Origin of the sequence: Nocardioides sp. Root240, assembly GCF_001428825.1 — a bacterium.
Taxonomy (GTDB): Bacteria; Actinomycetota; Actinomycetes; order Propionibacteriales; family Nocardioidaceae; genus Nocardioides.
On sequence record NZ_LMIT01000010.1, the window covers coordinates 552,675 to 567,779 of the forward strand.

Here is a 15,105-nt window from a genome sequence, read left to right on the forward strand (position 1 = left end):
CGGTTCAGCGCACCCGGACCACCGCGGTGCCGCGGCTCGGTGCCAGCCACGACGTGCCCGCGTAGGACACGACGATCGTGTGGCGCCCGGCCCGCGCCAGCCGCAGGGTCACCTTCGCGACCCCGTTGACCAGGATGGGGCGCGCGACCAGCCGGCCGTTGTCGAGGACGGCGACCCGGCCGGTCGCGACCACGCCGGTCGCGGACACCCGGGCCGCGACGACCACGGAGCCTCGCTTGGCCACGACCGCGCGCGACGTCCTGACGGTCAGCTGCGAGCTCCCGCGTCGTACCGCCGCGGTGGGTGTGCTGTCCGCGCTGCCCGGCTTGCGGCCGTCGATGGTTGCGCTCACACGCACCGAGATCCGCTTGCCGACATCACCCTTCCGCAGCTGGTACGACGCCCCGGTGGCTCCGGCAATCGGCGAGCCGTTCGCCAGCCACTGCCGTGACAGCGTCACACCCGCCACGTCCCAGGTGCCGGTGCTGGCCTGCAACGTGCGGCCCAGCTGGGGAACCCCCGTGACGGCGGGCTTCACGGTCGCGACCGGTGCCGGTCCGTCACCCTCGACGACGTGGACGGTGTAGCCCCTCGAGGTCGTGTGGTCCTGCGCGAACGACGTGACCTGGACGGTGGTGTCCCCGTCGGCGTCGAGGTCCACGACCCGCGCGACGGTGTCGTCGACCAGCACGCCGTCGACCTTCACCAGCCCGCTCGGCACCCGCGGGTCGAGGTCGAGGCCGACCTCGGTCGTCCCCGGCGCGACGGTCAGGGTGTAGTCCGCGACGTCGGGGTCGAAGGCCGGGGCGAGCTCACCGGTGTCGGCCGACAGCGCGGAGAGGCGGGCGTCGTCGTCGTACTCCTGCGGGCCCGTGGTGGCCACCCCGAACACCCCGCCGGCGTACCCGCCCGTCGACTGGAAGCGCACCGTCACGACCGGGATCTTGTCGCCCTGCCCGTCGAGCACGGGGTTGCCGCTGCTGTCGACCTTCCAGCGCGGGTCGTCGAGGTGGGCGCGCGGGATCTCGTCGCTCTGCAGGTAGAACACGTTGGTGCCCGCAGCCGTCGTGATGGCCTGCGTCTTGAGCTTCACGTCGTTGAGGTAGACGTCGAACGAGCGCCCGGCGTCTCCCGAGTAGTACCGCGCACGCAGGTAGTTCCGCGGCTGGGACGGGTCGACGACGAGGTCGTAGCTGAACCAGCCGTCCGGGCCCGGGGCGTGCCGGAACTGCCGGCCGTTGAACGTTCCGACCGACGACGTCGACGACGCCTTGAGGTTCTTGGCGTTCTCGAAGTTGTTGTTGTCGAAGCTGTCGAGGCTGTCGATGACGACCTCGTCCTCACGCAGCAGCTTCTTGGCGTCGAGGATCCGCTGCTGGGCGGCAGCCGAGTCCCTGGTCTCGTAGCTGAAGTAGAGGCCATAGCGCTCACCGTGGCGCCGGTAGTGCGGCGTGAAGACCAGGTCGCCACCGTCGACGGTGTTGCGGAGCTCGAACCGGACCTGGCCGTCGGCCGAGTCGGCGACGCGCACCAGGTTCTGCGCGATGTCGGCCTTCCAGGCCGCGACCGAGTCCGCGTCGACGGTGATGATCTGCTGGGCCTCGGTGTCGAGGGCCGGCACACGGACGAGGATGCCGACCGGGTTGTACTTGTCGAGGTCCTTCGTCCCGAGGCCGGCGCTGAGCACGGTCGGGCCGTACTTGAAGGCGAAGAAGTCCGCGTTGTCGGGCGTCTCGATGACCTGGACCTTCATCGGCAGCCGGTAGGTGATGACGTCGCCCGCGGCGAGGCCGGTCAGCACGACGTACCCGTGGTCGACCGTGGGCTCGCTCGACGTGCCGTTGATCGTCAGCGCGGGCGCACCGTCGACCCAGTCGGGCACGCGCAGCCGGAGCTCGGCATCCGGCGCGACCACTCCCCCGTCGGCGGCGGCGATCCGGAAGGTGACCGTGTCGCTCGTCGGCAGCTCAGCCTCCTGGGTGACCGCGAGATTCGTCTCGTCGTCCGTGAAGCGCGAGCTGAAGAACATGTTGACCCAGACGCTGCCCGCGCCCATGAAGTAGATCGAGTCACCGAGCTTGGAGAAGTTCTCCATGCCCGTGCCGGTGCAGCACCAGAACAGCGTGTAGGGCAGCGAGTAGAGCTTGTAGTAGCCCGGCGCCATCGCCTGGAAGTACGTCGTCATGCCCGTGTCCGGGTTCTGCGAGGACACGATGTGGTTGAGGAAGGTGTTCTCGTAGTAGTCGGCGTACTTCACGTCCTGGCTCAGCTTGAACAGCTCGCGCGACAGCTTGAGCATGTTGTACTCGTTGCAGGTCTCGCTGGTCTCCGCGTTGCCCGTCGAGCCCTTCTGCGTGGCGAACTCGTAGAGCGACTCCGGGTCGTGGAAGTGCTCGGCCTGGCTGTTCGAGCCGGTGGCGTAGGTGTGGTCGTCGACCACGACCTGCCAGAAGTTCTGGGCAGCCTGCAGGTACATCGGCAGGTCCGCCTTCTCCTGCTCCGTGAGCTGCGCGTAGAGGTCGGGGTGCTGCGTGAGGACCGTGTACCGGCGCAGGGCACCGATCAGCTTCGGGATCGTGGTGTTGGCGTGCTTGCCCGAGAGCGGGTCCTCGCCGTTGGCGAGCTGGCGGAACAGGCTGACCTCGTCGAAGGCCTCCGCTGCCTTCTTGAAGTGAGCGTTGCCACCGCTGCGGGCGTAGAGCTCGTAGAGCGCGTCGTTCATGCCGCCGTACTCGGTGCGCAGCATCACCGTCGTGTCGCTCAGTGTGGACACCCGGCCGTAGAGGTACTCGCCGAAGGCCTCCGCGACCTGGAGCGCCTGGTCACCTGTCGCACCACCGACGTACTTGTCGATGTCGAGCAGGCCGGCCAGCACCTTGTGCAGGTTGTAGTACGGCACGATCACGGCGTCGTCCGACGTGCCGCGACCCTCGACCGCGTCCAGCGCGGTGGGGCGGAAGGGTCCGATGTAGCCCGCCTTCGCCGTCCCGGCGTACGACGCCTGGACGTCGCCGAGGCCTGCGACGGCCTGGTCGATCTCGGCCCGCAGCGCCACCTTGGTGTCGGCGTCGGTGGTGCTGGCCCACGACATCGCGAGGGCGGACATGTAGTGGCCGAAGGCGTGCCCGCGGAAGTTGCCACCCACGCTGCCGTCCTCCCAGCCGCCGTACCCGCTGGCGGTCGGCGGCGTCAGGCCGGCCGTCCTGTAGAACCAGTACAGGAACTTCCCGGAGTCCAGGCTGGTGAGGTACTCCTGCTCCTTGGCCGCCGCGTTGTCGAGGTAGGCGTCGTCCACGCGGACGTCGACCACGCCACTGTCCTCGAGCACCTCGCGGGGCGCGGGCACCGTCACCGTGAAGGTGCGGGTGACCGGCGCACCGTCCGCGAAGCGGATCGTCGCGGTCAGCGTCACCTCGGCGTCGTCGGCACCGGAGTCGGGCTGGGTGACCTCACCGGATGGGCTGATCACGTCGGGGTCGCTGGACTCCCAGCCGATGCTCGCGCCGTTGGCGCCCTCGGTCGGGAGCGCCAGGCCGACACTGGCGGTCGCGGGCACGTTGATGTCGTCGGCCGCGGCCTGCGCCAGCGCGGACTTGTCGAGGCTGCCGCCGCCCTGCTCGTAGAGGGTGACGACGTCGTCGGTCGAGGCGACGCCGGCGTACAGGCCGTACTGGTCGAGCGCGCTGGTCAGGAAGGCGCCGTTGTACTGCGGCCCGTTGAAGCCGATCGTCTTCGGGAGCGACGCGCTGCCGGTGATGACACCGGTCGACGTACCTCCGGCCGCCGAGGCGACCTGGGAGGCGATCTTGACGCCGTTGCGGTAGAACCGGGCGGTCCTGGTCGCACTGTCGTAGGACACCACGACGTGCGTCCACTGGCCGGCCGGGAAGAAGGCCGCCCGGTCGGTCGACGCGACGCGCAGCTTGTAGGGCTGGGAGGAGCTGGGGCCGACGGACAGCGCGAGCGGGGAGGTGTTGCTCTCGGAGGAGAGGTACCACCCGTCGGAGTTGTAGGCCTGCTTGTTCCAGGTGATCACCTGCTCGCCGGACATCGCCGTCGACGGCTTCAGCCAGAAGGACAGCGTCAGCGCGGCCGGCTGCAGCGCCACGTCCGACCCGAGGTCGAGGTAGGTGCCACTGGTCAGCTGCAGCGCCCTGGAGCCGCTGGTGACGCCGTCGACGAAGGAGTACGACGGGTCCCCCGCGCCGACCTTGTGAGCGCTCACGGGCTGCTGGGCACCGCTGGTGTCGGCAAGGTTGTCCTCGAAGGCCAGCAGCAGCGCCGGGTCGTCGAGCACGGTCGCGGCGCGCGCGGCCGGCGCCGGGAGCGCGAACACCGCGGTCAGCACGAGGAGGGCGACGGCAGCGCCGGGCAGGCGACGCAGGGCCGGGACGGTCGAGGACATGGGCACTCCACTGCTCGGGGGTGATGGCCGTCACAGTATTGTTAGCGCTAACATTCCCCGTCAAGAGGTTGTACGGAAGCCGCTGAGAATTGGCCCAGAAGAGGGCGATGGCGGAATGTGAACGCTCACCGCGAGCGAAAGCCGTCGTCCTTCACGCAGAAGCCGGGAGGTCGACGCCGTCACCAAGGAGCAGCCGGCCGATCGCGGCTTCATCGTGCCGTCCGGACACGCCGGCCGGACTCAGCGCTGACCGATGCGGTGGATCCAGAGCGCGTTCGTGGAGCCGGGGACGCCCAGCGGGCTGCCGGCGACGATGACCACGAGGTCGCCCTCACGCACCCGGCCGCTGCGCAGCAGCTCCTCGTCCACCTGGGCGACCATGTGGTCGGTGTCGACCGGCGGGGCGGTCAGGAAGGTCTCGACACCCCAGCTCAGCGCGAGCTGGGAGCGGACCTTCAGGTCGGGCGTGAACGCCAGCACCGGGATCCGGCTGCGCAGGCGGGCGACCCGGCGAGCCGAGTCACCGGACTGGGTGAACGCGACGACGTAGGCGGCACCCATGCGCTCGGCGACCTCCTCGGCAGCCTTCGTGATCACGCCGCCGCGGGTGTGCGGGTCGAACTCGATGCGGTCGAAGCGGCCGAAGTGCTGCTCGTCCAGCGCGCTGCGCTCGGTGGCCGCGACGATCCGCGCCATCGTCTCGACCGTGGTGATGGGGTGGGCACCCACACTGGTCTCGCCGGAGAGCATCACCGCGTCGGCGCCGTCGAGGACGGCGTTGGCGACGTCGCTGGTCTCCGCACGGGTGGGTGCGGGGCTGGTGATCATCGACTCCAGCATCTGGGTCGCCACGATCACCGGGCGAGCGTTGCGGCGGGCCGCGACGATGATCTGCTTCTGCAGGAAGGGGACCTCCTCGAGCGGGCACTCGACCCCGAGGTCTCCGCGCGCCACCATCACACCGTCGAAGGCGCGCACGATGTCATCGAGGTTCTCCACCGCCTGGGGCTTCTCGATCTTGGCGATGACCGGGACCTCGATGCCCTCCTCGGCCATGATCGCGCGCACGTCGGCGGCGTCCGAGGCGTTGCGGACGAAGCTGAGAGCGATCACGTCGGCGCCCAGGTGCAGGGCGAAGCGCAGGTCCTCGGCGTCCTTCTCGGACAGCGCCGGCACGGAGACCGCGACGCCCGGGAGGTTGATGCCCTTGTGATCGCTCACCGGGCCACCGACCAGCACCTCCGTCACCACGTCGGTCTCGCTGACCTCGACCACACGGAGGCGGACCTTGCCGTCGTCGATCAGGATCGGGTCGCCCGGACGCACGTCGCCCGGCAGGCCGGCGTACGACGTCGCACAGATCTCGCCGTTGCCGTCGACCTCGCGGGTGGTGATCGTCCACCGCTGGCCGCGGCGCAGCACGGCCGGCGAGGAGAACCGGCGCAGCCGGATCTTCGGGCCCTGCAGGTCCGCGAGCACGGCGACCGCGTGACCGGTGGCCTCGGACGCCTCCCGGACGCGGCGGTAGACCTCGGAGTGGTCGGCGTGGGTGCCGTGGCTCATGTTGAGCCGGGCGACATCCATGCCGGCGTCGACCAGGGCGCGGATCCGGCGCTCGGAGGCCGTGGCGGGACCGAGCGTGCACACGATCTTCGCGCGGCGCCCACGCGGCAGCGCAGCACCGGCGGCCTGGTCGATGACGGGGTCGGGGCGGTCGAGCAGGCCGGTCATGGCAGGGGCTCCTGGAGGGGAAGGGGTGGATACACCGGGGGCCGCCGGCTGGCGGGCTGAGCGACCCCCGGTGAGTCTATTGGATCGATCCAATGACCGATCAGATGCCCTCGGCGAGGCGGTGGTAGGCCGCGCTCCAGCGCAGCTCGCGCTGGAACCCGCGCGGCGTCGTGTCCGCGTCGATGACCGCGATCTCCACGCCGTTCATCTCGGCGAAGTCGGCGAGCACCTCGATGCCGACCGCCTTCGACAGCACCGTGTGGTGCGGGGCGCCGGCCATCAGCCAGGCCTCCGCGGAGGTCGCCAGCGAGGGCCGCGGCTCCCAGACGGCGCAGGCGACGGGCAGCTGCGGCAGGGCCTCGTCGGGCTCGACGACGTCGATCTCGTTGACGGTCAGCCGGAACCGCCCGCCCAGGTCCGAGAGGCCCGCGACGACGGCGGTGCCGGGGTCGGCGGTGAACCGGAGGCGGACCGGGTCCTCGCGGCCCCCGATCGACAGCGGGTGGATCTCGAGCGACGCCCGGTCCTCGGTGAGCGTCGGGCAGACCTCGAGCATGTGGGCGCCGAGGATCTTCTCCTCGCCGGGAACCAGGTGGTACGTGTAGTCCTCCATGAAGGACGTGCCGCCCGGCAGGCCCTCGGCCATCACCTTGGTGGCCCGCAGCAGGACCGACGTCTTCCAGTCGCCCTCGCCGCCGAAGCCGTAGCCGTCGGCCATCAGCCGCTGCACGGCGAGACCCGGCAGCTGCCGGAGCCCGCCGAGGTCCTCGAAGTTCGTGGTGAACGCACCGAAGGCGCCCTCCTCGAGGAAGGTCCGCAGGCCGGCCTCGATCCGCGCGCCGTAGCGGAGCGACTCGTGGCGCTCGCCGCCCGGGAGCAGCTCGGGCGCGATGGCGTAGAGGTCGGCGTACTCCGCGACCAGCTTGTCGATGTCGGCGTCGGCCACCTGGTCGACGACCGCGACGAGGTCGTTGACGCCGTAGGTGTTGACGGAGACGCCGAAGCGCAGCTGCGCCTCGACCTTGTCACCCTCGGTCACCGCGACGTCGCGCATGTTGTCGCCGAAGCGGGCGAGCTTGAGCTGGCGCAGCTCGGCGCGGCCGCGGGCGGCACGGGCCCACTCCTCGATCCGTCGCCGCACGACCGGGTTCTCGACGTGGCCGGCGACGGTCTTGCGGGGGACGCCGAGCCGGGACTGGATGTAGCCGAACTCCCGGTCGCCGTGGGCGGCCTGGTTGAGGTTCATGAAGTCCATGTCGATGGTGGACCACGGCAGCGCGACGCCGGCCTGCGTGTGCAGGTGGAGCAGCGGCTTCTGCAGGGCGTCGAGCCCGGCGATCCACATCTTCGCCGGTGAGAACGTGTGCATCCACGCGATCAGGCCGACACAGCTCGGGTCGAGGTTGGCCTCGAGCACCTGGCGGTGGATCGCGCCCGCGTCGAGCAGGACCGGCTTCCACACCACGCTCACCGGCAGGTCGGACAGCTCGGCGAGCCGGTCGGCGATGGCGCGCGACTGGTCGGCAACCTGCTGCAGGGTCTCCGGCCCGTACAGGGACTGGCTGCCGGTGAGGAACCAGACCTCCTGCTCGGTGGCGGAGGCAGTGCTGGCGTTGGTGGTCACGTGGTGCTCCTTGGTTCAGGCGCCCCCGAGGGCGTCATGGTGGTGTTGGCCGGCCGGCGTCAGCGCTGGCCGTAGACGTTCTGGTAGCGGTCGTAGAGCGCGTCCACGCTGGGCTGCGCGATCGGGATCGGCTGGCCGAGCTGGCGCGAGAGGTGCACGGATCGGGCGACGTCCTCGCACATGACGGCCGCCTTGACCGCCGCCTTGGCGGTCGGGCCGACGGTGAAGACGCCGTGGTTCTGCATCAGCACGGCGGGCGAGCGGCTCTCGCCGAGGGTCTCGACGATGCCGCGGCCGATCGAGTCGTCGCCGATGATCGCGAACGGTCCGACCGGGATCTCCCCGCCGAACTCGTCGGCGCACATCGTGGTCACGCACGGGATCGCCTCGCCGCGCGCTGCCCAGGCCACGGCGTACGGCGAGTGCGTGTGCACCACGCCGCCGACCTCCGGCAGGTGGCGGTAGACGTAGGCCTGGGCCTCGGTGTCGGACGACGGCGCGTGCTCGCCCTCCACGACGCGGCCGTCGAGGTCGCAGACCACCATGTTCTCGGGGGTCAGGTCGTCGTACGACACCCCGCTCGGCTTGATGACCAGCAGGTCCTGCCCGGGCACGCGCGCGGACACGTTGCCGGCGGTCCAGACGACGAGGCCGTACTTCGGCAGCTCGGCGTGCAGGGCCGCCACCTCGCGCCGGACCCGGCGGATGGTCTGGTCGACGTCGGCGACGACGCTCATCGGTCGTTCTCCTTGCCCGCGACGGCCTCGCGCCGGATCGCCTTGAGCCGCCGCATGGCAGTGACGCCGCGGCCGAAGTGGTCGTGCAGGTCGCGGTACTCCACGAACAGCCGGTCGTAGGCCTGCGCGCGCGTCTCGTCGGGGACGTAGACGGCCTTGCGGACCTTGCCCATCGCCTTCGCCGCCGTGGGTACGTCGGGATAGGCACCGGCCGCGACGGCGGCGTGGATCGCCGAGCCCAGCGCAGGGCCCTGGTCGGAGTCGATGATCGACAGCGGCAGCCGGGTCACGTCGGAGTAGATCTGCATCAGCAGCGCGTTCTTCTGCAGGCCGCCCGCGACCACGAACTCCTCGACGGGGACGCCGCTGTCGCGGAAGGTCTCGACGATGACGCGGGTGCCGAAGGCGGTCGCCTCGAGCAGCGCGCGGTAGACGTCCTCCGGCCTGGTGGCGAGGGTCAGGCCCACCACGAGGCCCGAGAGCTCGTGGTCGACCAGCACCGAGCGGTTGCCGCTGTGCCAGTCGAGCGCGACCAGGCCGTGCTCGCCGATCGCCTGCTGCGACGCCAGCCGGGTGAGGTGCTCGTGCACCGATTCCCCCGCAGCTGCGGCGCTCTCGGCGTACGACGCCGGGACAGCGTTGTCGACGAACCAGCCGAAGATGTCGCCGACACCGCTCTGCCCGGCCTCGTAGCCCCAGCGACCGGCGATGATGCCGCCGTCGACGACGCCGCACATGCCGGGGACCTCGCGGAGCACGTCGGCGCTCATCACGTGGCAGGTGGACGTGCCCATGATCGCGACCATCTGGCCGGGGTCGACGGCCTGCGCGGCCGGGGCAGTGACGTGCGCGTCGACGTTGCCGACCGCGACGGCGATGCCCTCGGGCAGGCCGGTCCAGGCGGCGGCCTCGGCGGTGAGCCGGCCGGCGATCGCGCCGAGCTCGCCGATCGGGTGCTCCAGCTTGTCGGCCACGAAGCCGCCGAAGCCGGGCGCGAGGGCCTCGAGGAAGTCGGTCGACGGGTAGGCGCCGTCCTGCAGGATCCCCTTGTAGCCGGCGGAGCAGGCGTTGCGGACGTAGCTGCCGCACAGCTGCCAGACGATCCAGTCCGCGGCCTCGACCCAGTGCCGCATGCGGTCGTAGACCTCACGGTCCTCCTCGAACAGCTGGAGGCCCTTCGCGAACTCCCACTCCGAGGAGATGAGGCCGCCGTACCGGGGCAGCCAGTCCTCGCGGCGCTCGGCCGCGAGCTGGTTGATCCGGTCGGCGTGCGGCTGCGCCGCGTGGTGCTTCCACAGCTTCACGAAGGCGTGCGGGCGGCCGGCGAGCTCGGGGAGCTCGCAGAGCGGCGTTCCGTCCTCGAGGGTCGGGACCATCGTGCACGCGGTGAAGTCGGTGGCGATGCCGATGACCTGCGCGGGATCGATGCTCGCGGCCGAGATCGCCGCAGGTACGGCGATCCGGAGCACCTGGCGGTAGTCCTCGGGCACCTGCAGCGCCCATTCCGGCGGCAGTGCCTCGCCCGTGCCGGGCAGGGTGTCGTCGACGACGGCGTGCTCGTAGGCGTGCACCGCCGATCCGAGCTCCGCTCCGTCGGACACCCGGACCACGACCGCGCGACCCGAGAGGGTCCCGTAGTCGACGCCGATCGTGTACTGCTCCTGGCCCGCGCTCATCAGGCTCGCGCTCCTTCTCGTTCGTCTTGTTCGTCTCGTTGGTCTCGTGCTCGGGGAGAACCGGTACTGGCGCGTACGACCAGCTCCGGCTCGATCAGCCGCTCGGGAGCGGGCTCGTCGGTCAGGGCCGACCGCAGGATCTGGATCGCACGTCGTCCGACCGCGTCGAAGTCCTGGCGCACCGTGGTGAGGGGCGGGATGAGGTACGCCGCCTCGGGGATGTCGTCGAAGCCGACGACGCTGATGTCGTGCGGGACCGAACGGCCCGCCTCGGTGAGCGACCGGAGCAGTCCCAGCGCCATCTGGTCGTTGGCGCAGAAGACCGCGGTCACGTCGTCCCGCTCGGCGATCTGGCGACCGGCCTCGAAGCCGCTCCGGGCCGACCAGTCGCCCTCGACCTGCAGCAGCGGCGGCAGTCCGGCGGCGTACATCGCGTTGCGGTAGCCCGCCAGACGGGCGCGGGCCTCGGCCCACGCCGACGGGCCGGACACGTGCAGGATCCGCTCGTGGCCGAGCTCGATCAGGTGACGGGTCCCGATCTCGGCGCCGACGACCTGGTCGACACCGACCGTCCACTCCGCCTTGGCCTCGTCGCCCTCCACCACGACGACGGGGACGCCGCGGCCCGCGTGGGCCCGGGCCGCGTCGACCGCGCCGTCGTTGGCGGCGATGAGGATGATGCCCTCGACGTGCTGGTCACGCAGGTGGTCGATCGCGTCGACGTACTCGTCGCGGGTGAGCATCTGCACGTTGACCGAGCTGACGAAGTAGCCGGCGTCCCGGCCGGCGGCCTGGATCGCGCGGTGCACGGTGCTCGGGCCCCAGAAGCCGCTGCGGGAGCCGATCACGCCGATCGTCCCGGACCTGCGGGTGACCAGGCTGCGTGCGGCCGTGTTGGGCCGGTAGCCGAGCTGGTCGATCGCCCGCAGCACCCGCTCACGGGTCTCCGGCCGGAGGTTGGTCTGGCCGTTGACCACGCGCGAGACGGTCTGGTGGGAGACGCCGGCGAGACGCGCGACGTCCGCCATCACGGGGATCCTGCGGGGTGCCTCACTCATCTCGGGGCCCCCGCGAAGTTGTTCGGGGGAGCGAAGCGGAGGAGAAGAACTTCGCGGGGGAGATCACGGTTGCCGCCGAGTCATCAGTCGCTGGATGACCACGAAGACCAGGAGCAGGACGCCGATGGCGATCCGGGTCCACCAGGAGGTCAGGGTGCCGTCGAAGGTGATGAAGGTCTGGATCACGCCGAGGACCAGGACGCCGACGAGAGCGCCGACGACGTAGCCCCGGCCGCCACTGAGCAGGATGCCGCCGATGACCGCCGCGGCGATCGCGTCGAGCTCCATGCCGACCGCGTGCAGGCTGTTGCCCGACGGTGTGTTGAGCGCGAACAACAGGCCGCCCAGACCGGCACAGAACCCGCTGACGGCGTACACGCCGACCTTGACCACGGCGACGCGCAGGCCCATCAGCATCGCCGAGGACTCGTTGCCGCCGATGGCGTAGACCGTGCGGCCGAAGCGGGTGAAGGCCAGGACGTACGCCGCGACCGCCACGGTCACCAGCGCGACCACGACCGACCACCGGATCCAGTACGTCGACCAGAGCGTCAGCGGCTCGTAGGCCCACTTCATGAACGTCTCGTTGGTGATCGGGATCGACTCGATGCTGATCAGGTAGGCGACGCCGCGGGCGAGGAAGAGGCCCGCGAGGGTGGCGATGAACGGCTGGATGTCGAAGTAGTGGATGAGCAGGCCCATCACGGTGCCGAGCAGCGTGGCGATCACCAGCACCGCCAGGATCGCGGCCGGCAGGGACCAGCCCGACTGCAGCGTCTTCGCCAGGATCATGGTCGACATCGCGACGACCGAGCCGACCGAGAGGTCGATGCCGCCGGTGAGGATCACGAAGGTCATGCCGACCGCGAGCACGATCAGGTGCGCGTTGTTGATCATCAGGCTCAGGAAGACCTGGGGGTCCCCGAAGTTCTCGTAGCGGACGCTGCCCGCGCCGAACATGCCGGCGAACAGGGCGATCGTGACGATCAGCGGGAGGAAGCGCGGCGGCGGGGAGTAGGTGCGGATCCGGTCCCACAACGAGGTGGTGCCGACGGTGGCGACTGCGGCGCTCATACCGGGTTTCCCTTCGAGACGGCGGGGCGTCGTACCCGCAGGGCGGCACGGGCCCGGGGCGACTGGAGGAGGCAGACCGCGACGACCACCACTGCCTTGAACAGGTAGTTGGCCTCCGACGGGATGCCGACGTTGGGGATGGTCCGGGCCAGCGTGGTGATGAAGAGCGCGCCCACGAGGGTGCCGGCGAGGGAGAACTTGCCGCCGGTGAGGGCGGTTCCCCCGATCACCACGGCGAGGATCGCGTCGAGCTCGATCCAGAGGCCGAGGCTGTTCGCGTTCACGGAGTTGGTGTTGGCGGCGATGATCAGGCCGGCCAGGCCGGCACAGAAGGCACCGAAGACGTAGACCGTCCAGATGATCGTGCGAGCGCGCACACCCGCCAGCCGACTGGCCTCCGGGTTGATGCCGACGGCCTCGATCAGCATGCCGAGCGCCGTACGACGGGTGAGGACCGCGGCCGCGACGACCATGCCGACCGCGATCAACGACGCGATCGGGAGCCCGAGCACGTAACCGGTGGCCAGGTCGCTGAACGTCTCGTTGTGGACCGTAGTGATCTGGCCGTCGGTCACCAGCATGGCGAGGCCGCGGCCGGCGACCATCAGCACGAGTGTCGCGATGATCGGCTGGATCCCCAGCACGGAGACGAGGAAGCCGTTCCACAGGCCGAGCAGCACGCAGACGGCAAGGGCCCAGGTGCAGGCCATGATCGCCGTCGTGACGGCACCCTCGTCGGCGGCGCCGACGAGACGGGTGCAGGCCACGGCGCCGGCGATGGCCGCGATGGCGCCGACCGAGAGGTCGATGCCGCGGGTCGCGATGATCAGCGTCATGCCGAGCGCGACCAGCAGGACCGGCGCACTGTTGCGGGCGATGTCGATGACGTTGCCGTAGAGGTGGCCGTCCTGGATCCGCACGTTGAGGAAGCTCGGCGTCGCGACCACGTTGACGACCAGCAGCAGGAGGAGCGCCAGGATCGGCCAGAGCAGGGTGCTGCCGACGAAGCGGCTCACGACGCCGGGGCGCGTCGGCTCCGGCCGCTCGGGGGCGGGCGCCGCGGGAGGCGGCGTCAGGGTGTCAGTCACGAGCGGACTCCTCGTCGGTGCGGGCCCCCGCGGCGCTCTGGCCGGCGATGATCTCGAGGACGTCGCTCACGGAGACGTCGTCGTTGGGGCGTTCGTCGATCTTGCGGCGGTCGCGCATCACCACCAGGCGGTCGCTGAGGCGGAGCACCTCCTCGAGCTCGGCGGAGATGAACACGACCGACATGCCCTTCTGGGCCAGCTCGGCGACCTTGGCCTGGATCTGCGCCTTGGCGCCGATGTCGATGCCGCGGGTGGGCTCGTCGAGGATCAGCAGCTCGGGCTCGGTGATCAGCCAGCGGGCGAGCAGCACCTTCTGCTGGTTGCCGCCGGACAGGTTGCGCATCAGCGCGTTCGGGTCGGCCGGCCGGATGTCGAGGGCCTTGATGTACTCGTCGACCAGCTGGGTGCGTGTCGCCTGCGGGATCGGGCGGAGCCAGCCGCGCGAGGCCTGCAGCGCGAGCAGCATGTTGTCGGCGACGCTGAGGTCGGCGATCACGCCCTCCGCCTTGCGGTCCTCGCTGGAGAAGGCGATCTTGCGGTCGATCGCGTGACGGGGGCTGCGCAGGCGGCGCTTGGCCGAACGGATCTCGAGCGACCCGTGGTCCGCCGTGTCGGCGCCGAAGAGGAGGCGGGCCAGCTCGGTCCGTCCGGAGCCGAGGAGGCCGGCGACGCCGACCACCTCGCCGTCGTACAGGCAGAGGTCGGTGGCCTCGAGGGAGCCCTTGCGGCTCAGGCCGACCGCCTGCAGGACGGGCGTGCTCCGCTCGTGGACGCGGGTCTGCGCGCGGTCGAGCCGGTCGAGGACCTCGAGCTCACGGCCGATCATCAGCTGCACGAGCTCGAGCTGGGTGGTGTCGGCGACCATGCGCTCCTCGACCAGGCGGCCGTTGCGCAGGATGGTCATGCGGTCGGCGATCTCGTAGATCTGGTCGAGGAAGTGGGAGACGAAGACGATGGCCACGCCGTTGTCGCGCAGCCGGCGCATCACCTCGAACAGCTTCTCCACCTCGTCGGCGTCGAGGCTCGAGGTGGGCTCGTCGAGGATCACGACGCGGGCGTCGACGTCGACGGCGCGGGCGATGGCGACCAGCTGCTGGATCGCGATCGGGTGGTCGCCGAGGATCGAGCGCGGGTCGACGTCGAGGCCGAGGCGCTCGAGGGTCGCGCGGGCCCTGCGGTTCATCGCGCGGACGTTGATGCCCCCGAGGAAGCGGGGCTCGCGGCCGAGCAGCATGTTCTCGGCGACGCTGAGGTTCGGGACCAGGTTGACCTCCTGGTACACCGTGCTGATGCCGGCGGCCTGGGCCGCGGCCGGCGTGGAGAACTGGTGCTCCTCGCCGCCGACCAGGATCGTGCCGGAGTCGATCGTGTAGACACCGGTGAGTGCCTTGATCAGGGTGGACTTGCCGGCGCCGTTCTCGCCCATCAGGGCGTGCACCTCGCCGGGCAGCAGCCGCAGCGAGACGCCGTCGAGGGCGCGCACGCTGCCGAAGGTGATGGAGATGTCGCGCATCTCGATCACCGGCTCGGGGGTCTCCGCCGCCGGTACGCCGCCGGTGGGCTGCGTCGTCGTGGTCACCGGTCGCTCCTCGTGCATCGTCGTCATCGTCTGTCTCCCGCTGCTCGTCGCAGCTGTTGTCAGCTTGTGGCTTGTTCGTTGCTGTGTTGCTGGGATTCCCGAGCCGGCGGGTCCGTCGCGGTGGCGACGGACC

9 protein-coding genes are annotated in these 15,105 nt (G+C 70.6%); all 9 read right to left on the reverse strand.

The annotated features are described in order from the left end of the window. Window positions 1–4: 4 nt before the first annotated feature. The gene (locus ASE20_RS12715; protein WP_056894900.1) at window positions 5–4,405 is read right to left on the reverse strand and encodes a beta-L-arabinofuranosidase domain-containing protein; all 4,401 of its coding nucleotides are present in this window, start codon (window positions 4,403–4,405) and stop codon (window positions 5–7) included. 240 nt (window positions 4,406–4,645) lie between these two features. Continuing rightward, a complete protein-coding gene (pyk, locus tag ASE20_RS12720; protein ID WP_082612348.1) occupies window positions 4,646–6,136 on the reverse strand; it encodes a pyruvate kinase in 1,491 nt (496 codons plus the stop codon). Between the two features lie 100 nt (window positions 6,137–6,236). Continuing rightward, the gene (gene araA / locus ASE20_RS12725; protein WP_056894901.1) at window positions 6,237–7,760 is read right to left on the reverse strand and encodes an L-arabinose isomerase; all 1,524 of its coding nucleotides are present in this window, start codon (window positions 7,758–7,760) and stop codon (window positions 6,237–6,239) included. Between the two features lie 59 nt (window positions 7,761–7,819). Continuing rightward, window positions 7,820–8,497, reverse strand: a complete 678-nt coding sequence (locus ASE20_RS12730) for an L-ribulose-5-phosphate 4-epimerase (RefSeq protein WP_056894902.1) — start codon at window positions 8,495–8,497, stop codon at window positions 7,820–7,822. Continuing rightward, window positions 8,494–10,173: a ribulokinase gene (gene araB / locus ASE20_RS12735; RefSeq protein ID WP_056894903.1), complete on the reverse strand. Its 1,680-nt coding sequence runs from the start codon at window positions 10,171–10,173 to the stop codon at window positions 8,494–8,496. Before araB ends, ASE20_RS12730 begins: the two co-directional genes overlap by 4 nt. Continuing rightward, on the reverse strand, window positions 10,173–11,201 hold the full coding sequence (locus ASE20_RS12740; protein ID WP_157538571.1) for a LacI family DNA-binding transcriptional regulator: 1,029 nt from the start codon (window positions 11,199–11,201) through the stop codon (window positions 10,173–10,175). The genes araB and ASE20_RS12740 overlap by 1 nt, the downstream gene beginning before the upstream one ends. A gap of 93 nt (window positions 11,202–11,294) precedes the next feature. Continuing rightward, window positions 11,295–12,305 carry a galactofuranose ABC transporter, permease protein YjfF gene (yjfF, locus tag ASE20_RS12745; protein WP_056894905.1) on the reverse strand — a complete coding sequence of 337 codons (1,011 nt, stop codon included), beginning with the start codon at window positions 12,303–12,305 and terminating at the stop codon, window positions 11,295–11,297. After that, window positions 12,302–13,393, reverse strand: coding sequence for an ABC transporter permease (locus ASE20_RS12750; RefSeq protein WP_225869104.1), 1,092 nt, complete (start codon window positions 13,391–13,393; stop codon window positions 12,302–12,304). Before ASE20_RS12750 ends, yjfF begins: the two co-directional genes overlap by 4 nt. Next, entirely contained in the window at window positions 13,386–14,999 is a 1,614-nt protein-coding gene (locus tag ASE20_RS25285; protein ID WP_225869105.1) for a sugar ABC transporter ATP-binding protein, read from the reverse strand. Before ASE20_RS25285 ends, ASE20_RS12750 begins: the two co-directional genes overlap by 8 nt. Window positions 15,000–15,105: the final 106 nt, after the last annotated feature.